This window comes from Mesorhizobium sp. B2-4-14, from assembly GCF_006442155.1.
Classification (GTDB): Bacteria; Pseudomonadota; Alphaproteobacteria; order Rhizobiales; family Rhizobiaceae; genus Mesorhizobium.
In genome coordinates this window covers 70,804-94,471 of record NZ_VFVA01000008.1, presented here as the reverse complement: position 1 = coordinate 94,471, position 23,668 = coordinate 70,804, and the positions used below count along the sequence as shown (strand labels likewise).

The 23,668-nt window shown below is 64.0% G+C and carries 21 protein-coding genes; 10 read left to right on the top strand and 11 right to left on the bottom strand.

Translation table 11 applies throughout. The features are described 5' to 3' along the window. Positions 1-52: 52 nt before the first annotated feature. Complete coding sequence (locus FJ938_RS09985; protein WP_246673247.1) at positions 53-1,306, bottom strand: L,D-transpeptidase; 1,254 nt, start codon at positions 1,304-1,306, stop codon at positions 53-55. Positions 1,307-1,471: 165 nt separating this feature from the next. Here FJ938_RS09985 and FJ938_RS09980 point away from each other — a divergent pair, with 165 nt between their 5' ends. Next, positions 1,472-2,467, top strand: a complete 996-nt coding sequence (locus FJ938_RS09980; RefSeq protein ID WP_140693201.1) for a YihY/virulence factor BrkB family protein — start codon at positions 1,472-1,474, stop codon at positions 2,465-2,467. A 268-nt stretch (positions 2,468-2,735) separates the two neighbouring features. Here the strand turns inward: FJ938_RS09980 and FJ938_RS09975 are convergent, their stop codons facing one another. Then, positions 2,736-3,191, bottom strand: a complete 456-nt coding sequence (locus FJ938_RS09975; RefSeq protein ID WP_140613153.1) for a phasin — start codon at positions 3,189-3,191, stop codon at positions 2,736-2,738. Between the two features lie 310 nt (positions 3,192-3,501). On the opposite strand from FJ938_RS09975, the gene FJ938_RS09970 reads away from it, so the two are divergent. Then, positions 3,502-4,410, top strand: a complete 909-nt coding sequence (locus FJ938_RS09970; RefSeq protein WP_140693359.1) for a hypothetical protein — start codon at positions 3,502-3,504, stop codon at positions 4,408-4,410. A gap of 32 nt (positions 4,411-4,442) precedes the next feature. Here the strand turns inward: FJ938_RS09970 and FJ938_RS09965 are convergent, their stop codons facing one another. Continuing rightward, positions 4,443-4,643, bottom strand: a complete 201-nt coding sequence (locus FJ938_RS09965) for a DUF2905 domain-containing protein (protein WP_140693199.1) — start codon at positions 4,641-4,643, stop codon at positions 4,443-4,445. Then, positions 4,628-4,849: a hypothetical protein gene (locus FJ938_RS09960; protein ID WP_140693196.1), complete on the bottom strand. Its 222-nt coding sequence runs from the start codon at positions 4,847-4,849 to the stop codon at positions 4,628-4,630. The genes FJ938_RS09965 and FJ938_RS09960 overlap by 16 nt, the downstream gene beginning before the upstream one ends. A gap of 610 nt (positions 4,850-5,459) precedes the next feature. Between FJ938_RS09960 and FJ938_RS09955 the strand changes: the two genes are divergently transcribed. The 4 genes from FJ938_RS09955 to FJ938_RS09940 all read left to right on the top strand — a co-directional run bounded on the left by FJ938_RS09955 (position 5,460) and on the right by FJ938_RS09940 (position 9,291). Then, positions 5,460-6,956: an aldehyde dehydrogenase family protein gene (locus FJ938_RS09955; RefSeq protein WP_140693193.1), complete on the top strand. Its 1,497-nt coding sequence runs from the start codon at positions 5,460-5,462 to the stop codon at positions 6,954-6,956. 162 nt (positions 6,957-7,118) lie between these two features. Beyond that, entirely contained in the window at positions 7,119-7,394 is a 276-nt protein-coding gene (locus tag FJ938_RS09950) for a hypothetical protein (protein ID WP_140693356.1), read from the top strand. 174 nt (positions 7,395-7,568) lie between these two features. Further along, the gene (locus FJ938_RS09945; protein ID WP_140693191.1) at positions 7,569-8,591 is read left to right on the top strand and encodes an LLM class flavin-dependent oxidoreductase; all 1,023 of its coding nucleotides are present in this window, start codon (positions 7,569-7,571) and stop codon (positions 8,589-8,591) included. Between the two features lie 52 nt (positions 8,592-8,643). Then, a complete protein-coding gene (locus FJ938_RS09940; RefSeq protein ID WP_140693189.1) occupies positions 8,644-9,291 on the top strand; it encodes a ThuA domain-containing protein in 648 nt (215 codons plus the stop codon). 289 nt (positions 9,292-9,580) lie between these two features. Here the strand turns inward: FJ938_RS09940 and FJ938_RS09935 are convergent, their stop codons facing one another. Together FJ938_RS09935 and FJ938_RS09930 are read right to left on the bottom strand one after the other, a co-directional pair. After that, positions 9,581-11,608 carry an amidase gene (locus FJ938_RS09935; RefSeq protein WP_140693187.1) on the bottom strand — a complete coding sequence of 676 codons (2,028 nt, stop codon included), beginning with the start codon at positions 11,606-11,608 and terminating at the stop codon, positions 9,581-9,583. A gap of 148 nt (positions 11,609-11,756) precedes the next feature. Then, entirely contained in the window at positions 11,757-12,665 is a 909-nt protein-coding gene (locus tag FJ938_RS09930; protein WP_140693184.1) for a LysR substrate-binding domain-containing protein, read from the bottom strand. A gap of 82 nt (positions 12,666-12,747) precedes the next feature. Between FJ938_RS09930 and FJ938_RS09925 the strand changes: the two genes are divergently transcribed. The 3 genes from FJ938_RS09925 (at position 12,748) to FJ938_RS09915 (ending at position 14,365) form a co-directional block, all read left to right on the top strand. After that, a complete protein-coding gene (locus tag FJ938_RS09925) occupies positions 12,748-13,578 on the top strand; it encodes a class I SAM-dependent methyltransferase (RefSeq protein WP_140693182.1) in 831 nt (276 codons plus the stop codon). Between the two features lie 12 nt (positions 13,579-13,590). Continuing rightward, entirely contained in the window at positions 13,591-14,100 is a 510-nt protein-coding gene (locus FJ938_RS09920) for a hypothetical protein (RefSeq protein ID WP_140693180.1), read from the top strand. Between the two features lie 70 nt (positions 14,101-14,170). Continuing rightward, positions 14,171-14,365, top strand: a complete 195-nt coding sequence (locus FJ938_RS09915; protein WP_140693178.1) for a hypothetical protein — start codon at positions 14,171-14,173, stop codon at positions 14,363-14,365. 33 nt (positions 14,366-14,398) lie between these two features. Here FJ938_RS09915 and FJ938_RS09910 read toward each other — a convergent pair whose 3' ends face one another. From FJ938_RS09910 to FJ938_RS09900, 3 genes are all read right to left on the bottom strand, one after another. Further along, on the bottom strand, positions 14,399-15,613 hold the full coding sequence (locus tag FJ938_RS09910) for an alpha-D-ribose 1-methylphosphonate 5-triphosphate diphosphatase (RefSeq protein WP_140693176.1): 1,215 nt from the start codon (positions 15,611-15,613) through the stop codon (positions 14,399-14,401). Between the two features lie 131 nt (positions 15,614-15,744). Then, complete coding sequence (locus FJ938_RS09905; protein ID WP_140693174.1) at positions 15,745-16,749, bottom strand: NADP-dependent oxidoreductase; 1,005 nt, start codon at positions 16,747-16,749, stop codon at positions 15,745-15,747. Positions 16,750-17,063: 314 nt separating this feature from the next. Further along, positions 17,064-17,786: an alpha/beta hydrolase gene (locus FJ938_RS09900; protein WP_140693354.1), complete on the bottom strand. Its 723-nt coding sequence runs from the start codon at positions 17,784-17,786 to the stop codon at positions 17,064-17,066. 290 nt (positions 17,787-18,076) lie between these two features. Here FJ938_RS09900 and FJ938_RS09895 point away from each other — a divergent pair, with 290 nt between their 5' ends. Beyond that, a complete protein-coding gene (locus FJ938_RS09895) occupies positions 18,077-19,618 on the top strand; it encodes a winged helix-turn-helix domain-containing tetratricopeptide repeat protein (RefSeq protein ID WP_140693172.1) in 1,542 nt (513 codons plus the stop codon). Between the two features lie 138 nt (positions 19,619-19,756). On the opposite strand, the gene FJ938_RS09890 is transcribed toward FJ938_RS09895, so the two are convergent. Together FJ938_RS09890 and FJ938_RS09885 are read right to left on the bottom strand one after the other, a co-directional pair. Then, positions 19,757-21,991, bottom strand: a complete 2,235-nt coding sequence (locus FJ938_RS09890) for a mechanosensitive ion channel family protein (RefSeq protein ID WP_140693169.1) — start codon at positions 21,989-21,991, stop codon at positions 19,757-19,759. 315 nt (positions 21,992-22,306) lie between these two features. Continuing rightward, a complete protein-coding gene (locus FJ938_RS09885) occupies positions 22,307-23,455 on the bottom strand; it encodes an amidohydrolase (protein ID WP_140693167.1) in 1,149 nt (382 codons plus the stop codon). Positions 23,456-23,668: the final 213 nt, after the last annotated feature.

The following is a 23,668-nucleotide window of genomic DNA, read 5'->3' as shown; positions in this document are numbered from 1 at the left end:
CCGCCGAGTGCCGCGAAACTGGCCCGCACGCACCGGCCTCAGGAACGCAAGGCTAGTGAGACCCTTCGCCGCCAGCGTCCGCCAACCCCTCCGTGAAGCTGACCTTGGTCCCCTGCTGGACCATGGAGCCGAGGTCTTCCGCATCCCAGTTGGTCAGCCGGATGCAGCCGTGCGAGAAGGTTGTGCCGATCTTGCCCGGTTCCGGCGTGCCGTGAATACCATAGCTTTCGATGGAGAGGTCGATCCAGATCGATCCCACGGGATTGTTCGGCCCGGCAGCGATGGTGAACGGGCGCTTGGTCTTGACACCCTTGAAAGCAAAATGCGGATCATAATGGTAGGTGGGGTTGTGAACCACGCGTTTGACTTCCGCCATGCCGCTTGGTGCAGGTTTCTCCTCGCTCCCGATCGAGGCAGGGTAGACCGCGAGCCATTTGCCCGAAGGATCGAGCACGCGCACCAGACGAGCGCCTTTGTCGACCTCGACGCTCGCGACAGCGGCGGGAGGGCCGTCCCGGCCAACATCCGGCACCACCAACATTGTGCCGGCCTTCCTGAAGCCGATGCCCGGATTGAGCCTCCTGAGCAATTGTTCGCTGATGTGAAAGCGCTCCGCCAGCTTCTCCACTGCGTTGCGATAGCCGAGCCTCGGTAGACGGGCCATCTTCTCCATACGGCTCGGAATGCGCTTGGTGAAGGGCCCGCGCACGTCCTTGCGCGTCACCTCATAGGTTACCAGCACAGGATTGGTGGAGGTTGCCATGAGCTTGTCCCAGGTCTCCTGAGTGAGCTTGCCATCCGACGGGAGTCCGCTCGCCGTTTGAAAGGCCCCGACTGCCTTGACGAAGTTTTCTGAAATGCGGCCGTCGATCAGGCCCGGCGAGAAGCGGGCCCGGTCCAGAAGGATTTGCGCCTTCAGCACGGCCGGATCAACGTCTTTTGGCTCGCCGGCGGCGAACTGGGCTTGATTGACGGTGGTCATGTCCAGCTTGGCCGCCCGCGCCACGCTACAGGCGAGGGCGAACGCAGCGAAGACGACAAGAAGGAGGCGGATCATCGATGTCACTCTTGGACCGCAACAGGAACCTGCTTCTATGACGCGGGTGCAGGCCCTCTGGTTCCCCTCGCGGGCAACTTCGTCGTCGGAGCTCGCCGGACGGGATTTCTGCGCCATCTGGCCGGCCGCCTGTTCTCCGTCGGAGATGGCGATGCCGACGGCGCCGCGAAAGCCCGCCGCAGGCCGGGGAACAAGCGGAACCCGACCGCCCCACCGGTTGTTAGAAGCCGTGTGCGCGCGACGAGCCATGACGAACTCGATGCCGGCAAGGATAGTTTGGCCGAGGTCCGCAAGGCCATCTGGCGCTCGCCGAAGCTGTCGCGAGACGGCGCCAGGTGATCCCGTCCATAGGGACGGAACTCGATGATGCTCATGCGCGATAGCGCGGCCGATATCGGCGGCAGGTGAGGAAAGATGCCAGGCTGGGTCCGTGAAGGCTGGGTTCTGCTGAGCGAGAGCGTCAGCGGCTTCGTCAACGACAAGGCGCTGAGCCATGGCGCAGCGATGGCCTTCTACGCCGCCACCTCGCTGGCGCCGATCCTGCTCATCGTGGTGGCGATCGCCGGTCTGGTGTTTGGCCACGATGCCGCCCAGCTCGCGCTGTCGGCCCAGATATCGGGCGTGATGGGAGCACAGACTGCCGACCTCCTGCGGGCGACGATCGAAACAGCGTCGCACAAATCTTCCGGCACGCTGGCCACTATCCTCGGGCTGGTGACGCTCTTCGTCACCGCATCAGGCGTCTTCGGCGAAATGCAGCTCTCACTGAACGAGATCTGGAAGGTCGAGCCCAAGGGCGTCTCGCTTTCGCGGCTGGTGCGGGCACGGGCGGCAAGCCTCGGCCTTGTCGCTGCCCTTGGCTTCATGCTCCTGGTGTCGCTGGCGGCGAGCACGGCGGTCTCGGCGCTTGGCGAGTTCATCAACGCCCGCCTGCCGTTCGGCGCGCTGATCATCAGCGCCATCAACACCGTCGTTTCCTTTGTCCTGATCGCCCTGCTGTTTGCGGCAATCTACAAGGTGCTGCCGGACAGAACGCTCAAATGGCGTGACGTTGCCATCGGCTCGGTCGTCACCACGCTCCTGTTCACCGTCGGCAAGTCGCTGATCGGCTGGTACATCGGCACAAGCGCCATAGCCACGTCATACGGAGCAGCCGGCGCGCTGCTGGTCGTGCTGCTCTGGGTCTATTATTCGGCGCAGATCTTCCTGTTCGGCGCCGAGATAACGCGGGCCTACTCGGTCAGGCGCGGAAGCCGGCCGGACCTCGCGCCGGTGATCGCGGCTGACTCCGGCAAGGACCTCGCGCGGCGCGGCCGCGGCGCGTCTGAAACCGAAGTCGTGGCGTGGATGGTCTTGAGTAGCCTCATCACCGCACTGGTCTCGCAATTCTGGCGGGGGAGGCGCAGCTGAGAGTGGCTGCATGGCACCGCCGGCTGCCGGCGCGTGACTGCCGTCGGAGTGTCCGACGGCAATTTTTCGAGACACCGGAATGCCTGCGTTGCCATGGCTCGCCACGGCGCATTCGATCCCGAGAGGGCAATTCCAAATGCCTTCCTGTTCTTATGCGTCGCTTCAGAGGAGGCACGGATGTCTGCCCCGACCAAATTGCCAGATGGCGGCGGTCGACGCAGCCATCTGGATCATTGACAAGGGTGGCGGGCCGCCTCCCGCAGGGCGGTCAGGCGACCTTGAGATCCTTGAGCGCCTTCTCGAAGGCATCTTTGACCGGTCTGGAAACGTCGGTTGCCGCCTTGGTGGTGAGCGCCTGGAATTCCTTGGCTTGCTCGACACCCATTTCGACGCGTTTGCGCAGGAAGGCAGTCTGCAACTCAAAAATTTCCGACAGCGACTTGGCACGGACCAGAGTCTCGAGGTGCGAGAAGTCAGCTTCGGCATTGACACGCAGTGCGGCAATCATCTTCAGCGACAGCTCGCTGCCGGCCGATTTCGCGGTTTCGGCGGTCGACTCGAGCGCCTTCTGGGCGTCTTCAGTGCCCGACTGGAATTTGGCGAGAGCTTCTTTCGATTGCTCGACGCCCTTTTCGGCGACCGCGCGGAGCTGATCAGTAGCCTTGCCGGGGTCGAATGACGGAGCTTCGACGGTTTCGGCGGTCTTGTCGGCGGTCTTGGACATTTTTCTTATCCTCTTGGTTGGCGATGGTTGTCTTGCCGCCCGGGCATATTGAGGCAGATATGTGACAGTCTTGTGTGCGATGCAGCATTTTTGTTGCGACGCATTATTTTCGACCGCTTCAAGGCCTGGTTCGCGCGGGAGAAGGCGATTTGAACGGGCATTACCTGTTCAGCGTGTCACCTTGGGGGCGCCCGGGGTGGTGAAGCCCGGCCAGCACAATGAAGCGTCCCGGCTGGCTGCCATGGAGCACGATGAACTGTCGAGCGTCGTGACGCGTTTCATACCGAGTGAACAGCGGTGGAAGCAACTCATGGAGGATTTCAAGCGACGACGTGTGAACAAGGGAGCGGAAACGCCGGGCGCTTTCGCGGCATTTCGTTATGACCGGATGGCTATCGAGCGGTTTCGACAGGCCTTTCCCCGGGCGAGGTGGAATGATGAACGCCGGAGCTGGTTTATCCCAGGCAAGACCGGAGCCCGCCGGTTCGACCGCTGGCTCGCGCATGAAGCCGAATTTGCGGACAGATATGGCGATCTGAAGGGTCGAGATGCCTATGCCTTTGACCCGATTACGAGCCCGTACCTGGAAATCGGCGAAGATCTTCGAATTCGAACGCCTTATTCGAAGACTATCGTCGAACAGTTGCGGGCGATCCCGTGGGCACGCTGGGACGACGACCTGCGGCTTTGGCATGTGCCGTTCAGTTCCTATGAGGAGTTACAGCGCCGTTGGCACGAGATCGAGGAGGCGGCTCGACGAAACGAACCGGAAGAGAGGAGACAGCGACGGGAGGCAAAAAGAAACTCGGAAGAGCAAAAAGCCGCCCGTTTGCGCTCCGCGGAACGCAAACGGCGTCGCTATCCCTTGTCGCCTGGGGAACTGCCGCCGCTGGGCCGGCCTGTCGCAACAGCACGGTACGGAATTGTTGTCTTTACAGACATAACGGGCGAGCTTGCCGAGCCGGCTGCGTTAGCGGACTTCTACCCTCACGCGGCCCACGCAGGTTTCGATCCTATATGGGGTATCTGGCGTTCGCCGACGCTATCGGAGCTCGTCGCGACCTGGCCCGCTCGTCATGAGCCCGGCCCGGCGGAATACGGGCGGGGTTGGTGGCAACCGACACTTGCCGAACTCAGAACAGCCCGTCGAAACGCGCGTTCCATGGAGCGTCGAAAGCAGAGGAGAGAACTTGGTCGAGTGCCACCGGTGCGAAGATGAATTTGTTCTCCCGCGGAAGGAGGCGGCTGCAGCTACCGGTTGACCAGCCACAGAATGATCGACAGCACGATGCTGATCAGGATTCCGGTGGAGATCGGAGCGTAGAATGTGAAGTTCTCACGCTCGATCACGATATCACCAGGCAATCTGCCAAGGCCGATCCGCGACAACCAGGGCCATAACAAGCCTATGGCAACCATGATGAGACCAACGATGATCAGGGTTCGCGACATGACCGCTTCCTGCCGGGCGAAAATGCAAGCCGCCGGTCGAAGCGCCGAGTGCGATCGACTGTCGACAGCGGCATAGTTGAGGCGAAATCATCGTCGTCGGCAAGGTGGCGCGACGCGCCCATCCGCAGCATGTCGGCCCCAGCCGGCCGTGGCAAGGCCGAGTGGCAAAGCCCGGCCTGGTCGAGCGCCGCGTCGGCCATGGTCATGCCTAACCATCGAAATCTTGCCGCTTGCGAATTGACCGAATGAGATCATCGACTTGGCCCATTGAAGCGGTCGGTGCGTCCTGCCGGACCGATCGGGCGTCGAGCCGATTGTCATAAATCCGTCTCAGCAGGTCACATGCACTCCTGGCGCGCTCCCATGTGCGGCCTACGAGCTTGCATCCTCCCAAGGTCGCGGGTTCGTCGGCAACGTGATCCCAGACGGTCCAGGTGCCAGACGGCGCGGGACGACAGCGAAATCTGGGTTGGCGATCTTCCATGACCTTGAACGGCCAATGCCGCTTCGAGTTCGGCTCGACATGGGAAGATGGTTAACCGCCGCGGCGTGTCCCTTAAGGCATCGGCATGGGCACGGACACCTGGCCGCCGGACATGGTCTTGAACATGCAGCTTGGATTGATGCTCGGCCGGGTCATGACCGGCGGTTGGATTGGTCCCAACTGGACAATCCCGTGACAAGGTACGCGGTTTTCGGGCTACCTTTCCCGAGCCACGGCGCTTGGAAGAATGAATTGACGCCCTTTTGCTTTCCTTGTTTGAGGGCGCCGGCGCCGGGAGTAATAGTCGCCACGGAATTCGTGAGGAGGAAGAGATGACGCTGAATTTCGACCCCAGGGCGAAGGCGATCACGCTTTACCACGGCGAATTCCGGCCGATGTTCATCGGCGGCAAGTGGGTTCCGGCGCAATCCGGCCAGGAGATGCGGGCGCTCAATCCGGCGACGGGCGAAGTGCTGGCGACGGTGCCGCGCGGGGGAGCCGCGGATGTCGATGCGGCGGTCGCCGCCGCGCGCGCGGCCTTCGAAGGACCGTGGTCAAAATTCTCGCCCTACGAGCGGCAGCGCGTGCTTCTCAGGATCGCGGACCTGTTCGAGACGCATTGGGAAGAGCTCAGCGTTTCAGATACGCTCGACATGGGGCTGCCGATCACGCGCACACTCGCCAACCGCCGCCGCGTCATCGGCATGCTGCGCTTCTACGCCGGCATGGCGACCGCGCTGCACGGCGAGGCGATCGACAATTCCATTCCCGGCGAGATCGTCTCCTTCACCCGGCGCGAGCCAGTGGGTGTCGTCGGCGCGATCATCCCCTGGAATGCGCCGACCGCCGCCTCGATCTGGAAGATCGCGCCGGCGCTCGCCACGGGCTGCACCATCGTCTTCAAGCCTTCGGAGGACGCGTCGTTGACGCCATTGCTGATCGCACGGCTGATGCAGGAAGCCGGCGTGCCTGACGGCGTAGTCAACATCGTCACGGGAACGGGTGCGGAGGCCGGCGCGCGGCTGGCCGAACATCCCGACGTCAACAAGATCGTCTTCACCGGCTCGACGCTGACCGGGCAGGCGATCGCGCGGGCGGGCGTTACCAACCTCAAACGCGTTTCGCTGGAGCTTGGCGGCAAGTCGCCTGTTATCGTCTGCCGCGATGCCGACATCGACAAGGCTGTTCCAGTCGCGGCGATGGCGGTGTTCGTGCATTCGGGCCAGATCTGCATTGCCGGTTCGCGCCTGTTCGTGGCGCGCGAAATTCACGACGAGTTCGTGCGCCGGCTTGCCGAGTTTGCCGGCAGACTGCGCATCGGCCATGGCATCGAAGCGGAGACCGAAATCGGGCCGCTGATCAACGCCAGGCAGGCCGGCAAGGTGGAGGGCTATATCAAGGCCGGCAGCGACGAAGGCGCCGAACTGGTCGCCGGCGGCTCGCGGCTGACGGGCGCGCTCTATGATGGCGGCAATTTCATCGCGCCGACCGTCTTCGGTTCGGTGTCGGACAAGATGACCATCGCGCGCGAGGAAATTTTCGGGCCGGTCATCTCGGCGATGCCGTTCGATACGCTCGACGAAGCGGTGGCGCGCGCCAATGCGACGCCCTATGGGCTGGCCGCAGGCATCTTCACCACCCATCTCGGCACCGCGCACAAGCTCGCGCGCCGTATCAAGGCCGGCTCTGTCTGGGTCAACATGTATCATGCCATCGACCCGGCGGTGCCATTCGGCGGCATGAAGATGTCCGGCTACGGCCGCGAGGGCGGCATCGAGCACCTGCACGAATATCTGGAGACGAAGTCGATCTGGATCCAGACCGACTGAGGCCAGTGGCGGTCAAGTTCATCAACCGCTCCGAGAAGCCATGGCGCACCTTAACCATGCTACGGGGAAATCAGCGGCGACGCCGTCTCCCAGGAACTTTTCTTGCTCTGGCGATTTTCGATATAAGATGGAATCGGAACGGCCAGGAGGGTGTTGCCGATGATGACGACCAAACGGTTTGCGATCTCGGCTCTTGCCGTGGCCATGGCTTGTGCCATGTCCTTGTCGGCGTTCGCCGGGACCAGGCATCGCCACTATCAGCCCGAACCGGTGCATTACGTTCCCGCCGATGACGATCTTATCGACTTCCTGTTCGGTGGCCCGCGCTACTATGACCAGCAGCTGTTCACCACCGCCGCCGGCGCCTGCTCCTACGATCGGAGAGGTCCGGACGCGAATGCGCTGAACAAGATCAACGACCATCATTGCGGGAAATAGCATGCCGGCGAAGGGCGCTGGTCCCAGCGCCTCGATCTCGACGATGCGGCGAGCATCCCACCCTCCACGGCGGTCAACCTTTCGGTGGCGTGGTTTGATACTGCGTTGGACGACGGTGTGTAACCCCGCGCTTTCGCCATTGAAGCACGTGCCGCTGGCATATACTTCAGGGCCATGAAAAAAATCGGTTTCCTGTCATTCGGGCACTGGACGCCCTCGTCGCAATCGCAGGTGCGTTCGGCATCGGACGCGCTGCTGCAATCCATCGATATGGCGGTTGCCGCCGAGCAACTGGGCGCGGACGGCGCCTATTTCCGCGTGCACCATTTTGCCCGCCAGCTCGCCTCGCCATTCCCGCTGCTGGCCGCCGTCGGCGCCAAGACCAGCCGTATCGAAATCGGCACGGCGGTCATCGACATGCGCTACGAGAATCCGCTCTACATGGCCGAGGATGCGGGAGCGGCCGACATCATCGCCGGCGGGCGGCTGCAGCTCGGCATCAGCCGCGGCTCGCCCGAGCAGGTCATCGATGGCTGGCGCTATTTCGGCTACGCGCCGCAGGAAGGCAAAAGCGACGCCGACATGGCGCGGCATCACGCCGAGGTCTTCCTCGATACGCTGCGCGGCGAGGGCTTCGCCCAGCCCAATCCACGGCCGATGTTCCCCAATCCGCCCGGCCTGCTCAGGCTCGAGCCGCATTCGGAAGGCCTGCGCGAGCGCATCTGGTGGGGTGCCGCCACCAACGCCACCTCGGAATGGGCGGCGAAGCTCGGCATGAACCTGCAGAGCTCGACGCTCAAATTCGACGAGAGCGGCAAGCCGTTCCACATCCAGCAGGCCGAGCAGATCCGCGTCTATCGCGAGGCCTGGAAGGCGGCCGGCCACCAGCGGGAGCCGCGCGTCTCGGTCAGCCGCAGCATCTTCGCGCTGGTCGACGATCGCGACCGCGCCTATTTCGGGCGCGGCAATGAGAGCCGCGACCAGATCGGCTTCATCGAGGAAAACACCAGGGCGATCTTCGGGCGCAGCTATGCCGCCGAGCCCGATGTGCTGATCAAGGAATTGGCGCAGGACGAGGCGATCGCCGAGGCCGACACGCTGCTGCTCACCGTGCCCAACCAGCTTGGTGTCGACTACAACGCCCATGTCATCGAGGCGATCCTGACCCACGTCGCGCCGGCGCTCGGCTGGCGCTGACGCCGCGACGCGCTACCGTCGGCCCGGTGGGATCGAAGGAGGTTATTGCCGCATGCGGAAGAAGGCCCTGATTGCCTGGGGTGGCTGGGAGGGCCACACGCCCCAACGCAGCGCCATCGTCGTGCGCGGCATGCTGGAGCGCAACGGGTTCGACGTCACACTTGCACAAGGCACCGCTGTGTTCGCCGATCCCAATCTCGGCTCTTTCGACCTGATCGTGCCGGTCATCACCATGTCGACGATCGAGAAGGCCGAATTGCAGGGCCTGACCCATGCCGTTCGCCAGGGAACCGGGCTTGGCGGCTTTCACGGTACGATGGGCGACAGTTTCCGCAACGAGCCGAACTACCAGTTCATGACCGGCGGTCAATGGGTCGCGCATCCCGGCGACATTATCGATTATCACGTGGTCATCACCCAGCCGGACGATCCGATCACAAGAGGCGTCAGCGATTTCGCCTACCGGTCGGAGCAATATTACATGCATGTCGACCCGGCCAACGAGGTGCTGGCGACGACCACCTTCACCGGCGCACATTTCCCGGGCATTGATGGCGTCATCATGCCGGTCGTCTGGAAGCGCAGATATGGCGCGGGGAAGGTCTTCTACAGTTCGCTTGGACACACGGCGGATGAGTTCGCGGTGCCGGAGATGGCGTTGATTGTGGAGCGCGGTTTGCTGTGGGCGGCCCGAGGGTAGCCACAAGCGCCATTTGGCGCATTCATTCGTCATCCTAGGGCGTAGCAAGGAGCGAAGCGACGCGGCGCAGACCCTGGGATCCATGCCGGGAGTTTTGAGCGGTACGACGGTGGAGAAAGTTCGGTCGGTGTCGTGGAAGGCAAGTTGGCTGAACTGGCGACCGGTGCAAACGATGTTCTGGACCGATGCATTCTTAAGTCACAGTCCCGGCATGGATCCCAGGGTCTGCGCCGCGTCGCTTCGCTCCTTGCTTCGCCCTAGGATGACGAAGGCGTGGTGGCCGCTGTCCTCACCCAATCCCGCCGGTAACCGCATAGGCTCCGGCGGTGCGCCCGTCCTCCAGCCGCACCAGCGCTGTCACGATGGAGCCGTACGAGCCGCGCCAGACGCTGTGGAAGCGCTGATGCTCGGCGGCCGGGACGAGCGCAATCCCGTTGAAGCGCGCACCGCTGCGTTGCATCGCGATTTCCTCGCCGTTGACATGCACCTTGACGCTGGCGTTCCCGGCCTCGGCTGCCTCAACGGGCAGGTCGAGCGTGACGACGATTTCGTCCTGATCGCCCAGAGTGCGCGTTTCGGCGGCCAATGCGATGGCGAGGGGAGGCGCTTTGCCGCCGCCGGTTTGGACGGGGCGGCGCGCAAACACATCATCATCCAGTTCCGGCGTGCGCGGCGGGCTTGTGCGGCGCCGGCTCGACCGTTCGTAGTCCCCGGCCATGCGCAGCAGCTTTTCGTCGTCATAGGCCTTGCCGGCGAAGGTCAGGCCGACCGGCATGCCGATGTCGGCCATCGTCCCCATCGGCACGGTGACGGTCGGAATGCCGAAATGGCGCCAGACCAGATTGCCGTTGGCGACCCAGGTGCCGTTGCGCCAGGCAAGTGCTGCGGATGCCTCGTTGGTGTCGGCGTCGGCCGGCCCGACATCGGCGGCCGCGGGCAGCACCACGGCGTCGATGCCCTGCGCGTCCAGCCAGTCCTCGAAATCGACGCGCCTCGTCGCCTCCAGCCCCTTCAGCCCGTCCTCGATGGTTGGAATGTGTTCGAATGGCGTGACGCCGGATTTCGCCCGCTCGACATATTCCGACAGGTCGAAGCCGCCCTCATAACGATCGGGCAGCGTGCCCGGCGGCTGGGGAAAAATCTTCGGGCCGTCGACCGAGGCGAGATCGGGCAAAGCAGGGTCGGCATTGGCGCGCAGAAAGTCGTCCCAACCCCAGACGCAGAGGTCCCAGAGTTCGCGGTCGGCGAAGTCTTGCGGCACCAGCCCACGTTCGACCATAGTGCGGGCGCCGGGGCGGTCACGCTCATAGTTGGAGACGACGGGAAAATCGACTTCCACCACCTCGGCGCCAAGCTGCTTGAGATCGGTCGCCGCCTGCTCCCACAGCGCCAGCACCGAGGCGCGGGTTTCGATGGGGCGGTCGGCCTCGCTGTCGCGGCCAATATACATCCTGGGCACGCCGAGCCGTTTGCCCTTCAGCGATCCGGTGAGCGTCAGGTCGGTATAGCGTTGCGGCCTTGTCTCCGAACTTTTCGGCAACGCGACCCAGGGCTGCGCGCGCCAGAAATCGCCCCGCGTCACGGGATCGTCGGCAACGATGACGTCGAGCAGTTCCAGCATGTCGGGCACGCTGCGCGTATGCGGCACCACGACATCCATGGTCGGCACCAATGGCCAGTTGCCGCGCACGGAAATGACGCCGCGCGAGGGCGTGTAGGCGACCAGCGCGTTGTTGCTGGCCGGCGCGCGGCCCGACGACCAGGTTTCCTCGCCGAGCCCAAAGGCGCAGAATGAGGCAGCCGTCGCCGTACCCGAGCCGTTGGACGACCCTGACGCGAAGGCGGCGGTCAGATAGTCGGCATTGTATGGACTTTCGGCACGGCCATAGACGCCACGCTGCATGCCGCCATTGGCCATGGGCGGCATGTTGGTGAGGCCGATCAGCACCGCGCCGCCGGCCCTGAGCCGGGCGATGGTGAAGGCGTCTTCATTGGCGACGAGATGCTCGAAGGCCGGCGAGCCGGCGGCGACCGTCAGACTCTTCACCTTGTAGCTGTCCTTGGCGGTGTAGGGGATGCCGTCAAGCGGCCCGAGCGTGGCGCCATCGCGCCGCCGCCAGTCCGAAGCGGCGGCCTCCTCGAACATCGCCGGATTGAGCACCGGAACGGCGTTGAGGCTGATGCCATGGCGGTCGAAATGCGCGATGCGGCGCAGATAGGCCGCGACCAGTTCGACGCTGGTGACGACGCCGTCGTCGAGCGCGGTTCGAAGTTGGTCGATCGTCGCTTCGACAAGGCTTAGGCTGGCATCGGTCATCATTGGTCCCAGGCTGTTTTCCGCACGCCATGGATGGAGGCAACGGCTCGCTTCGGCAAGAGCCAATCGCGATTCGTTACGAGCCTAGCTGGGGCAAGCCAAGATTGGGCAAGCGGAGCTGGCTCACCCGCGCACCGGAGCCCCGGCATCACCCTTGGTGCCTCACATGGTCGATGAACGCGCGCAGTTTGGGCAGCATTTGCCGCCTTGCCGGGTAGTACAGGAAAACCCCCGACGAGTTCGCGGCGAAAGGCTTCAGCACCTCCTGCAAACGGCCATCGGCGATCGCCGGCTTGGCGAGCGGCGCGGGCACCTGGGCAAGTCCGGCCCCCTTTAGCGCCGCCCCAAGCAGCGTTGGATAATCATGGGCGATGAGCGGCCCGGAGACGATGACCTCGACCGGTTTGTTGCCGTCGAGAAAGGGCCAGGGCGCGATCGATCCGTTCGAGCGGCGCATGCGCAGGCAGGCATGGCCGCGCAGATCCTCGATCTGTTCGGGCACCTTGCGCTGGCGCAGATAGTCGGGGCTGCCGACGACCGCGAATGGCAGCGGCGGCGTCAAGCGCACGGCGATCATGTCGGAGGCGATAAACTGGCCGGGCCGGATGCCGGCGTCGAAGCCCTCGGCGGCAAGATCGACGAGTTCTCCACCCGCCACGATCTCCAGCTCGATCTCCGGATAAGCCTGGCAGAAGGAGGCGATGAGCGGCTCCAGCAGGACCGGCACGATCGACGGCGGCACCGAAAGGCGCAGCAGTCCGGTTGGGCGTTGGCCGAGGTCGCGTGCCGCTTCGCTTGCCGCGACCAGTTCCTCGAAGGCTGGCCCGGCGCGCGACAGGAAACGCTCGCCGGCTTCGGTGAGGCCGACGCTGCGCGTGGTGCGGATGAAGAGCGCCGCCCCGATGCGTGCCTCGAGCGTGCGGATCGCCTGGCTCATCGCCGACGGCGTCACCTTAAGCTCCGCCGCCGCCTTTCGGAAATTGCGATGGCGGGCGACGCTCAGGAAGGCCTCGACGCCATCGAGCGCGCCCTGCCTTACTGTGAAGTTCTGCTTCATGGCACATCGACATTATCGCGGATAGTCGCAACCCGGAAGCGGTCCTATGTCTCCAGCAAGGACGAAACCAGAGGAAACCGCGATGACAGACAATCTCGACGGCGTGCGCGCCCATTACCATGCCAGCGGCCTGACCGAGCGTCTCAAGACGGCGCTGGCGGCTCTCGGGCCGGAGGACCAGCGGCTCATGCCGGAGCAACTGGCCGGGCTGGATCAGTTCCACACCCGAGGGCTCGCGGCGACCGCCGAACTTGCCGGCCTGGCCGGGATTGGGCCGGACACAACGGTTCTGGATGCTGGATCGGGACTTGGCGGGCCGGCCCGCTTCCTGGCCGCGACTTATGGCTGCCGGGTGACCGGCGTCGACCTCAGCGAGCCGTTCGTCGAGGCGGCGGATTACCTGACCGAACGTACCGGGCTGAGCGGAAAGGTGACCTTCGAAGCGGCCAGTGCGCTGGCGCTTCCCTTCGATGACGGCCAGTTCGATGTCGTGCTGCTGCAGCACGTGGCGATGAACATCGCCGACAGGGAAGGGCTCTATAGCGAGATCAGGCGGGTGCTGAAGCCGGGCGGCCGGTTTGCCACCTATGACGTCGTGCTGAACGGCGGCGACCCTCACTACCCCGTTCCCTGGGCGCGCACTCCAGCGGAGAGTTTTCTGCTCACAGCGGCCGAAACGCGGACGCGGATCGAGCAGGCGGGCTTTGAACCGCTGGTGTGGCAGGACGACACCGCAACGGCCAAGGCCTGGTTCGCCCAGCTGCGGGCGTCCGGGCCGCCCGCTTTGCTCAATCTTGGCGTTGTCATGGGATCGGGTTTCGCGGGCGTTGCCGCCAACCTCGGGCGCAATCTCGGCGAGGACCGGCTGGGCATCCTGACGGCCGTCTTCGAAGCCGTTCCGGGCAAGGCCTGACAGGAGGCACTGATGTCACCGGCAACAATCTTTAATATCCATCTCGCCTTGGGCTACGTGCCATGGTTGCTGTGCTTCGGCTATTATGTCTGGCCGAGGCTCAGATCGATGGACCCGATCGAGGCGCAACGCGCCATCGCCACGCTGCACAGTTTCCGTTTCTTCGGGCTGGTCTTCATCCTTCCCGGCGTCGTCGGCACCAATCTGCCCGCCGGTTTCGCGGTCTTCGCCGCCTATGCCGACTTCGCCACCGGATTGCTGGCCATGCTGGGGCTGCTCACGGTGCGGATGCGTTCAGCCTTCTGGCTGTTCGTCGTCGCCTTCAATCTGGTCGGGGCAGTCGACATCGTCGTCGACTATTACCATGGGGTTCTGCTCGGCCTTCCCGATCTGGCCGGAGAACTGGGCGCGGCTTACGCGATTCCGATCATCTATGTTCCCCTGCTGATGATCACGCATGTCGCCGCGTTCTATCTGCTGATGCGTCGGCGGCCCGAGGCGGTTCAGGGCTCCTACCCGTGATAAGGACGGGAGAGCGGCGGCCCATATCATTGAAAAAACCGTGCCGAGATCCCAGCATGAGAGGGGAATCATGCCTGACCAGAATGCCCGCGCGGCCATCGGACGGCTGCTGTCCGAGAAAACCGGAGTTGCGGCTATTTCCATGAAAGAAAGCATCGCGGAGCTGACGGCAACAACCGGCACCGCGCCGACCCTCGAAAGCCTGCAGGATCTTCTGCTCGAAATGGCCGAGGTCCGGGGCATGACGGTCGTGCTCTACGTTTAGAGCAGTTCCAGTAATTGTGGAACGGCTTTCCTTTTACAGCAGTTCAAGGCCGGCGGTCGCCCGTTCAACCTGAGAATGTTGCGCATTTCGCGCCGGTGCAAGCGTGCCGTCGCCATAGATCATGCGGCCGGCGCGGAAGGTGGCGCGCACACGCGGCACGGGCTGGCGGTCAGCCACGACCAGATCGGCCAGCAGCCCGGGCTCGATGGCGCCGCGGTCGGTGAGCCCCAGCGCCGCGGCCGGGTTGGCGCTTGTCAGCGCCGCCGCCGCCACGAGGCCACCGTCGCGCAGTTCCGCCAGGCCGAGAATGGCCGGCAGGATCGAGGCCGGGTGGTAATCGCTGGCCAGCATGTCGAGCAGCCCGGCCTCGTAGGCCTCGCGGGCGGAAAGATTACCCGAGTAGGATTCGCCGCGCAGCGCGTTTGGGGCGCCCATGGCGGTGTGCATGCCAAGCCTGCGGGCTTCCCGCGCCGCTTCCAGGGTTACCGGGAATTCGCTGAGCATGGCGCCGAGGCCGTGGACGAGCTCCACCTTTTCCAGCGTGTCGTCATCATGCGAGGCGAGCACGATGCCACGAGCGCGCGCACGGGCTGAAAGGTCCTGCAGGGCGTTCAACACATCGCCCTGGCCCTCGCGGCCGGCCATGCGCTTGCCGACGACCTCGGATGCCGCGGCAACCGACATGCCGCGCTCCTTGGCGATGCGGGCGATGTAGAGTTCGACGTCGCGGTACTGTCCCTGTCCGGGCGTGTGATCCATCAGCGAGATCAGGTGCAGCCTGCCTGCGTCCATCAGCTTTTGCAGCATGGGAACCGCCGGGGTGAATGTCACCTCGAAGCGGGCATGGATGCGGTGATCCACCAGCAGGTCGCCCTTCATTGCGGTCATGGTGTCGATGATCGTGGTCGTATGATCTTCCGAACGCAGCACGCCGCTGGTGACGCTGGCACCGATGAAGGAGAGCGCGGCGTAGGCGGTGGTGACGCCGCAGGAGGCGAGCTTCTTGTCGAGCTCGGCGATGCCGATCCGCATCGGCACGTGGACGCCGATGCGCGGCTCGACTTCCCGCTCCACCATGTCGCCATGCATGTCGATGAAGCCGGGCAGCAGCAGGCGGCCGCCACCCGATATGTCGGCCTGCTCAACGGGTTCGTCGCGAATCTCGGCGATCCTGCCGTTCTCGATCCTGAGGGCGCCGCAGGCGATGACGCGGTCGCGCAGGACAATTTCGAATTCACTCAGCCACATCTAATGTCTCGTGCAAGGATGCTGTTTCAAGGCGGATTTCCCCGTCGACGAGGTCGGCGACATCGTCGGGCGATGGAAGACACCGATCATGGCGACACCAGCGGATCGCGGGGGGCAGGCGAGCCGTCAACCTATCGGATCGTGACAACCACTTTTCCCTTGGCGTGTCCGCTTTCGACATAGTCGAGCGCTTCGGCGATCTTCGCAAATGGATATGTCCGGTCGACGACAACCTTCAGTTTGCCCTGCTCGATGAGTTCGGCAAGCAGGGAGAGATCGCGGCCGCTTGGGTGCATGAAGAAATAGCGATAGCCGACGCCTCTGCGGCGGGCTCGGGCCCGGATGCCGTAGCTGACGAGCCAGAGGACGGCGGAGAGAACCTTGCGGCCGCCCAGATCCCTGATAGCGGTTTGCGGTTCCGGTACGCCGGCCACCGAAACGACCATGGTTCCGGGCTTCATGATGTCGAACATCTGCTCCAGCACCTTGCCGCCGATCAGGTCAAGTCCCGCGTCAAATCTGCTTTCCACGCTGGACAGGTCCTGGACCGTATAATCGATCACCTCATCGCAGCCGAGGGAGCGCACCAACGCTTCCCCTCTCTTCGAAGCGGTCGTCGTTACATGAGCGCCGAGCCATTTGGCGATCTGAATGGCAAAGGTGCCGACCCCTCCGGCGCCGCCGGAGATGAACAGTTTCTGCCCCGGTTTGACACCGAGCAGGTCTCTCAGCGTCTGCAGGGCGGTCAGCCCGGCCAGCGGGACCGCCGCCGCGTCCGTGAAATCCAGCGTCCGGGGCATATAAGCGGCGTGGTCCTGATCGACGCATGCCTGCTCGGCGAAGGCGCCGGCGCGTTCCTTGGCGACCCGGGCAAACACAGGATCCCCCACGCGGAACCGCCCGACCTGGCTGCCAACGGCAACGACATTGCCCGCGAGTTCGTTGCCAAGCACCAGCGGCAGCCTTGGCCGCAGGATGGCGCGCAGCTTTCCCTGACGGAACTTGAAATCCACCGGGTTCAGGCCCACGGCCCGGACTTCGACGAGAAGATCGCGCGGCCCCGGCACGGGCGCCGGTACCTCCATCATCCGCGCGCTTTCCGGGCCGCCATAGCGCTTGAGAACGTATGCGTGCATAAACCTCAGCCTCTCGGCAGGAGCATGCCATGTCCTCGGACCAGCGCAAAGCTGAGCGCCAGATTTGCCGACATTGGCTTTTTGTCGAGTGACGGAGTGGCGACCCATGCGCCGTGCGGATGGCGGGTGTAAGCCCGCCATCCCTCTCCAGTCACCGCCGAGGACCGCCACGATCCGACAAGCGCATTCACGTTCGCGCGGAACCCGGTGTGCGGCTTGCCCACCGCGGCGAGGCGGGCGTGCCCGCCGAAGTGCGTCAAGCCTGGATGTTTTTCTGCTCATGCCGCCGGTTGGATAGGTAGAAAAGAAACCGGCTAATTTGCGACCGGCTTCGCCGTCTGGGCCGCCTCTTCGATGAGTTCGGCAACGGCGCCGGGCTTCGACACGTAGATGGCGTGGCTGCCCGGGACCTCGACGACGGTGGAACCGGCGCGCTTCGACATGGCGCGCTGGGCATCCGGCGGGATCATCTTGTCTTCGGTCGCCACCAGGTACCAGCTCGGCTTCACCTTCCAGGCAGGCGCGCTGACCTTGCCCTCCAGCGCGGCCACGGCCCAGGGAACCTGGGAGTCCGCCATGAAGGAAGCGAGGTCCGGGCGGACATCGGCGGCGAACGACGCGGCGAACTTGCCCCGATCGAGGAACAGGAATCCATCGACCGGCGCCAGGATCGGCGGCACCGGAGCGCCGGGCGGCGGGTTGGCGATCAGGCTCGATACGGATTCGCCTGCATCCGGCGCGAAAGCGGTGATGTAGACCACGCCCGCCACCTTGGGATCGGTGCCGGCTTCCGAAACGACGACGCCGCCATAGGAGTGGCCGACGAGGATGACGTTGCCCGATGCCGCGGCGATCGCGCGCTTGGTGACGGAGACATCGTCGGCGAGCGATGTGGTCGGGTTCTGGACGATGGTGACCTCATAGCCATCCTTCTTGAGGATGTCATAGACGCCTTCCCAGCCGGATCCATCGACAAATCCGCCATGGACCAGCACGATGGATTTCACCGGGGCGGCGATTGCGCCCGTTGCCGACATGCCCAAGGCAAGCGCGGCAGCCGAGACGAGTGCGGTTAGAGCAGTCGACATTGAAGTTTCTCCTTGGAGCCTGGTTGCGGCGGCAAGTTCATCGCGAACTCTTCACCGGCCCACGGCAGGGCTGCTTCAGCGTCCGCCGATTGAACGATCCTGCGGTGCAGGGGTCCCGGTGGATCCTTGGCCGGCCTTTGGTGCGGCGCCGGAGAAGGTGTCTTGAAACGGCACTCGCGTATTGAAGCGATGCCGAATAATCTGCGAACAATTTCCTAAGGCGCGCCAGCACCCAGAAAATGTCGAAGCAAGCAACCGTTTTTGGCCCGTTTACGCTGGACCCTTACAAGGGGACGTTGCTGCGCGAGGGAGAGCCCGTGGCGCTGGGCCGCCGGGGCATTCTGCTTTTGGACGCACTGCTCAAGCGGCAGGGCGAGATCCTGACCAAGACCGAGTTGATGGACGCCGGCTGGCAGGGCAGCGTCGTCGAGGAGAGCAATCTTTCGGTGCAGATCGCGCTGCTGCGCAAGGCGCTTGGACCGATGCCGGACGGTGGGGAATGGATCGCGACGGTGCCCCGCATCGGCTATCGCTTTCTCGGGCCAGGCCTCGATGAAGCCAACAAGACGGTCCAGCCGCAGGCGAAGCCGTCGCTTGCCGTTCTTCCGCTCACCAGCCTCAGCACCGACATCGAACAGGAGTATTTCGCCGACGGGCTGGCCGAAGAGATCATAACGATGTTGTCCAAGCTGTCCGGGCTGGTCGTCATCGCCCGCAGCTCGAGCTTTGCCTACAAGGGAAAGTCGGTCGACATCCGCACCGTCGCCCGGGATCTGGGCGTCCGCTATGTCCTGGCGGGAAGTGTGCGCACGAGCGGCAGCCGCCTGCGCATCGTCGCTCAGCTGAGCGACGGAGAGACGGGCGCGCATATATGGGCCGAAAGCTACGACCGCGAGCTGGCGGACATGTTCGCGGTCCAGGAGGAGGTGGCCCGCAAGATCGTCGGCGAACTCCACATCGCCTTGAACCCGAAGGAGGCGGCCCAATGGCCTGGGATCACTTCGGCGGGAACCACCGATATCGATGCGTATGACTGCTTCCTGCGTGGCCGCGCGATGCAACGGGGCGCCACGCAGAATGCCGATGTCTTCAGGCGGACGGCAGAACTGTTTCGCAAGGCGATCGATCACGATCCCGCCTATGCGGCACCCTACGCCGCGCTCGCAATGGCGATGGCGCATGCCTACTACAATCGCTGGGTGAGCGAACCCGGTTGCGCACTGGCCGAGGCCGGCAGGCTGGTCGATGAAGCCATCGATCGCGATCCGAACGATCCGTTTCCGCATGGCGTTGCTGCCCTAGTTTCGATGTACCGGAAGGATTTCGAACGCTGGGCAGCGGAGGTCGAGATATCGCTCACGCTCAACCCGAACTTCGCGCCTTCGCTGTCGCTGCGCGGCATGCTCAACATGTATTCGGGAAAGCCCCTGGCGGCGATCGCGGACATGGAGCGGGCAATCCGCCTCGACCCGCTCTATTCGCATCTCTATCTGCATCATCTGGGGGTGGCGCACCTTATCGCCGGCAAATACGAAACCGCGGCCGCCCTGCTGCGCGAGCGCATCTTGCTGGTTCCCAAGACCGATATGAGCCGCGCCTATCTGGCGGCGGTGCTTGGTCTGCTGGACCACGGCGAGGGCGCGCGCCAGGTCTGGAGCGAATTGATGGCGATCAATCCGGATTATTCGTTTTCGGAAGGCATTGGCCAGATGCCCTTCAGGGATCCGCAGGATATGGAGAGGATCAAGAGTGGGCTTCAAAGGGCGGGCCTGCCTGTTTAAGGACTAGGTCGGTTTGAAGGCCAGGGCCGGTTTGAAGCCAGGCCGGAGTGCTGCCGGCGTGGCTTGGATGGCGTTCGGCATCTCAGGAGTGTCCCCGCCGTGGGCGCTATGTGGAAGCCGCGCCGTGACCGGCAGGCGTCACGGCTTTCCTGCTTCTTGTGCCACCTTTCTTCTGCGCCGGTTGGTGTGCGACTGGGCGACGGCCATTCTCAACTCGGGTGTGATCTCCAACGGCGCATCCTCCGGTCCATGCGGGTTCTGCAGCCCCTGGACGTGAACGGTCGGGAATGGGAGTTCGATGCCCTGCTCCTTGAAGACTTGGCGAATTCGTACATAGAATTTGCGCTTCATGGCGAAGGCGCCTCCCGGTCTGGTTGTGACCTTGACCCTCAAGACGATGCCGTACTCGCCGAACTCCTGTACGCCCTGCATCTTGATCGGCGAGAGCACCCAGTGTTTGAACTCGGGATCTTCCGCCAGTTCGAGGCCGATCCGCTTGATCAGCCTGCGAGCGAAGTCGATATCAGTGTCGTAACCGACGGTGATGTTGAATTTGTCGGTAACCCAGTCACGGCTCTGGTTCTGGACCGCCCCGAGTTCGCCGAAAGGTATCGTGAACAGCGGGCCACGGTGGTGGCGCAGCTTCACCGAGCGCAGCGAAAAGCTCTCCACCGTTCCGACATAACGTCCGGATGTAATGTATTCGCCAACACGGAACGCGTCATCGAGCAGAAAAAACACGCCCGAAATGATGTCCTTGATGATGGTTTGTGCCCCAAATCCCACAGCGACGCCAACGACGCCGGCGCCGGCGATCAGCGGGCCGATCTGGATACCCACCGACGCGAGCATCATCAGCACCGCCATCACCACGATCACTGCGAGCAGAATGTTCTGGATGATCGGCAAGAGCGTGCGCAGCCGCGCCTGCTGAGGATCGAGGTTCGGGACGTCCTCCTCGCCGATGACCGCGTGCGGCGTTTCGATGCCCAGCTTTCGTTCGATCAAGGCTTTGATGATCGACCAGCCGAAATCGGCGGCAAGTGCAATGACCATGACATTGATCAAGCCGCGCAATATGAGCGTCGTCATCGTATCGCGATCTTGCATGGACTGCATGTCCAGACCCAAGACACGCGCGAGAAAGTAAGCCGCCGCCAGGATCAAGATCATCCGGATTCCGCGATCGATGGCCGCGATCGTCACCGCCGGGATCGTCGGCCGGCCAGCATCTTCCGAACCCGGCCGCAGGACGAAATTGACCCCGCGCTGCGTCAGCACGATTGCCCCGGGCAGGAAGAACGCGGCGAAGGTAAACCAGAAGAATACATCAAGACCGGCGATGCGCTGCAGGAACAGAACGACGAAATAGCAAGTCAACAACCATGTCGCTGCCGTGTGACCGCTTTGGCGCGCACCGTCCCGCTGTGTTCTTGGCCGACGCCAAACGGCAAGCAGGAAAAGCAGCAGCAGCACGAAATCGGCGCCCGTCGACAGCACCAGCATTCCATCCCGATCGATGCCGAGACCCGGCAAGAGGAAAAACGCGGCGGCGAAGAAGGCGAAGACGCCGACGATCCGGGATAGCCAATAAGTCCAATGGTCGGCTGTTTCGTTGGTGATCGGCAAGGCACGAACCTCGACAGCGTTCTCGACGTTCATGAAGGAAGGGACGAGCAAGGCCGTGACGTACATGCGCACACCCCATGTAACGACCGCAGCCATCAGAAACGTCAGGACAATCTCGCGGATGAGCATCGGCCAGTCGAACAACATGAACGCGCCGGCGCTGCCCAGCGCGAAGGAGACGATCAGCATGCTGGAATAAAGCGTGCGGCCGCCAATCTTCTTGGCTCGCCCGGTGGGGGTGTCCTTCGGCTGCGCGATGATCCAAAGACGAAATGGACGGGTGAGCTTGTACGTTGCCCAGGTGAGCGCCAGCCCGGCGGCGATGAACATCGCAATCAGCAAGAGTACGCCGGCGGATCCCTTGCTGGACATATCCTCCATGGTCGCAGCCCGAACGCGGGCGAACTGGCCTGGCAGCGAGGGCAAGGTTCCCACGATCCTTTCGATATGATGCCTGATCCGATCGAGCGTGGAGGATGCCATCGTGTTCATCCGGGCCGGTGCGGCCACGGGGTCGGACGATGCGCCGGCAGGGGGAGCGCCTGCCTGGGCAGGCGCTTGCGTCGACCCGGCGTCCTGATTTCGTTGTTCGGCCACCCAGGTCTTCACCGACGGGTCGTCGAGAAGCTCGAACAGCTGTTTGACCTTTTCAGGCGGGACACTCGCCGGCGCCTGCGCCTGCGTCGGACCAGCCAACAAAAGGGCGATTCCAAAGACGAGCGGCCTGGCAATCAGGACAAACATCGCAGTCAGATCTCCGAGACGTCGCGCCGGGCGCGTCAGAGTCCTGGCGGCCAATCGTCGAATCCTGAGTGGCATGGTGCTGTAACCTTCCGGTCAAATCGGCAAGCAACGACATCTATGTCCGCCGTTGCTCCTACCTTGAAGAAACCGATGTTGTGGTGCAAGCCTCATCGTTCCGAGCCAGACCGTTGCATGACGGTCGATGATGCGGCGGGACAGCGAGCGCGCCACCGGGTGTCTGTGTCGGTCAAGGGTGGTCGTAGTCGACCGCAACCGCGCGCGACTTGCCGCCTCGGAGGCTGAGTTAAGCCAAGCTCAGCCCAGCAGATTGCGGGCGGTGCGCATGAAAATCCTCGACCCGATCGGGATCAGGTCGTCGGGAAAATCATAGTCCGGATTGTGCAGGGCAGGGTGCTTCTCGCCGGCGCCGAGGAAGAACATGGCCGACGGGGCGCCGTGGCCGAACAGGCCGAAATCTTCCGAGGCACGCATCGGCAGGGCTTCCTGCCCATGCGCGACACCTTCTTCGTCGAGGGCGCGCCGCAGGTGTTGCACCGCGTCCGGCGCGTTGACGCTGGCAACGAAAATCTCGTGATAGTCCCAGCAGGCGGAGAGGCTGTGGCGGGCGGCGATCTCCTTGACCAGGGTCTCGGCGGCGGCACACAGATCCGCCATGCGCTCGTCGCGGCGGGTGCGCAGCGTCGCCCAGACTTCTGCATGGGCAGGCGCGATGCCGAACACGGCTTCGCCCATCTCGGCATGGGTGACGGTGACCATGGCGAAGTCGTCATCGGCGAAGGTCGCGCGGCCGAGCGCGGGCAAGGCCGGCATCAGCTCCGAGATCGCCGGCATCGGCGAGATGCCGGTCTCGGGCATGGAGGAATGCGCGGTCTTGCCCTCCAGGATGATGCGCATGCCGCGCGAGGCGCAATTGACCACGCCGGGTTTCAGCCGCACCTCGCCGAACGGCACGCCGGGCAGATTGTGCAGCGAGAAGGCGAAATCCGGCGCGATCTCGCCGAAGCGCGGATCGGCGACGACGCCGGCCGCGCCATTGCCGGTCTCCTCCGCCGGCTGGAACATCAGCACGACGCGGCCGCTTGCCGGCCGCTGGCGGCCGAGCTGGCGGCCAAGCGACGCCAGGATCGCGGTGTGTCCGTCATGGCCGCACATATGCGACTTGCCGGGCACCTGCGAGGCATGCGGCGCGCCGGACAGTTCCTCGATCGGCAGCGCGTCGAGTTCGGAACGGAACAGCACCGTCGGTCCCGCCTTGCCGCTGTCGTAGATGGCGGCCACGCCATGCCCGCCGAGGCCGGTCAGCACCTTGTCAGGCGCGGTATCGGCGAGGAAGGCGACGACCTCTTTGGCCGTATTCTCCTCCTCGTTCGAGATTTCCGGCCGCCGGTGCAGCTTGCGCCGCCATTCGGTCAGCTCGACGATGTCCCGGTTGGTGAGGGTCATGCTTCTTGGCCTCCGCCGCGTTCTTCGTGACATGCCGGTCACAAGGCGAGGACAATCGCATAGGGCGCTCCCCCTCTCCGTCCGCTGCGCGGCCACCTCTCCCCCACTTTGTGAGGGCGAGGAACCAAGCCTCCCAAAGCCGCGACTTCGGAGATTGGCGTTTCCTCGCCCCCATGTAATGGGGGAGAGGTGGCCGCGCAGCGGACGGAGAGG

What these genes read in the sequence shown, in the direction of transcription:
- FJ938_RS09905 (WP_140693174.1), bottom strand. Translation starts at nt 16,749, where the DNA reads ATGCACGCATACGTTCTCAAGCGCTATGGCGGCCCGGAAAGCGCGCGG.
- FJ938_RS09955 (WP_140693193.1), top strand. Translation starts at nt 5,460, where the DNA reads ATGACGCTGAATTTCGACCCCAGGGCGAAGGCGATCACGCTTTACCAC.
- FJ938_RS09920 (WP_140693180.1), top strand. Translation starts at nt 13,591, where the DNA reads ATGTCACCGGCAACAATCTTTAATATCCATCTCGCCTTGGGCTACGTG.
- FJ938_RS09935 (WP_140693187.1), bottom strand. Translation starts at nt 11,608, where the DNA reads ATGACCGATGCCAGCCTAAGCCTTGTCGAAGCGACGATCGACCAACTT.
- FJ938_RS09910 (WP_140693176.1), bottom strand. Translation starts at nt 15,613, where the DNA reads ATGTGGCTGAGTGAATTCGAAATTGTCCTGCGCGACCGCGTCATCGCC.
- FJ938_RS09980 (WP_140693201.1), top strand. Translation starts at nt 1,472, where the DNA reads ATGCCAGGCTGGGTCCGTGAAGGCTGGGTTCTGCTGAGCGAGAGCGTC.
- FJ938_RS09940 (WP_140693189.1), top strand. Translation starts at nt 8,644, where the DNA reads ATGCGGAAGAAGGCCCTGATTGCCTGGGGTGGCTGGGAGGGCCACACG.
- FJ938_RS09965 (WP_140693199.1), bottom strand. Translation starts at nt 4,643, where the DNA reads ATGTCGCGAACCCTGATCATCGTTGGTCTCATCATGGTTGCCATAGGC.
- FJ938_RS09915 (WP_140693178.1), top strand. Translation starts at nt 14,171, where the DNA reads ATGCCTGACCAGAATGCCCGCGCGGCCATCGGACGGCTGCTGTCCGAG.
- FJ938_RS09895 (WP_140693172.1), top strand. Translation starts at nt 18,077, where the DNA reads ATGTCGAAGCAAGCAACCGTTTTTGGCCCGTTTACGCTGGACCCTTAC.
- FJ938_RS09960 (WP_140693196.1), bottom strand. Translation starts at nt 4,849, where the DNA reads ATGACCATGGCCGACGCGGCGCTCGACCAGGCCGGGCTTTGCCACTCG.
- FJ938_RS09985 (WP_246673247.1), bottom strand. Translation starts at nt 1,306, where the DNA reads ATGGCTCGTCGCGCGCACACGGCTTCTAACAACCGGTGGGGCGGTCGG.
- FJ938_RS09975 (WP_140613153.1), bottom strand. Translation starts at nt 3,191, where the DNA reads ATGTCCAAGACCGCCGACAAGACCGCCGAAACCGTCGAAGCTCCGTCA.
- FJ938_RS09950 (WP_140693356.1), top strand. Translation starts at nt 7,119, where the DNA reads ATGACGACCAAACGGTTTGCGATCTCGGCTCTTGCCGTGGCCATGGCT.
- FJ938_RS09890 (WP_140693169.1), bottom strand. Translation starts at nt 21,991, where the DNA reads ATGTTTGTCCTGATTGCCAGGCCGCTCGTCTTTGGAATCGCCCTTTTG.
- FJ938_RS09945 (WP_140693191.1), top strand. Translation starts at nt 7,569, where the DNA reads ATGAAAAAAATCGGTTTCCTGTCATTCGGGCACTGGACGCCCTCGTCG.
- FJ938_RS09930 (WP_140693184.1), bottom strand. Translation starts at nt 12,665, where the DNA reads ATGAAGCAGAACTTCACAGTAAGGCAGGGCGCGCTCGATGGCGTCGAG.
- FJ938_RS09885 (WP_140693167.1), bottom strand. Translation starts at nt 23,455, where the DNA reads ATGACCCTCACCAACCGGGACATCGTCGAGCTGACCGAATGGCGGCGC.
- FJ938_RS09970 (WP_140693359.1), top strand. Translation starts at nt 3,502, where the DNA reads ATGGAGGATTTCAAGCGACGACGTGTGAACAAGGGAGCGGAAACGCCG.
- FJ938_RS09900 (WP_140693354.1), bottom strand. Translation starts at nt 17,786, where the DNA reads ATGTCGGCAACGGGCGCAATCGCCGCCCCGGTGAAATCCATCGTGCTG.
- FJ938_RS09925 (WP_140693182.1), top strand. Translation starts at nt 12,748, where the DNA reads ATGACAGACAATCTCGACGGCGTGCGCGCCCATTACCATGCCAGCGGC.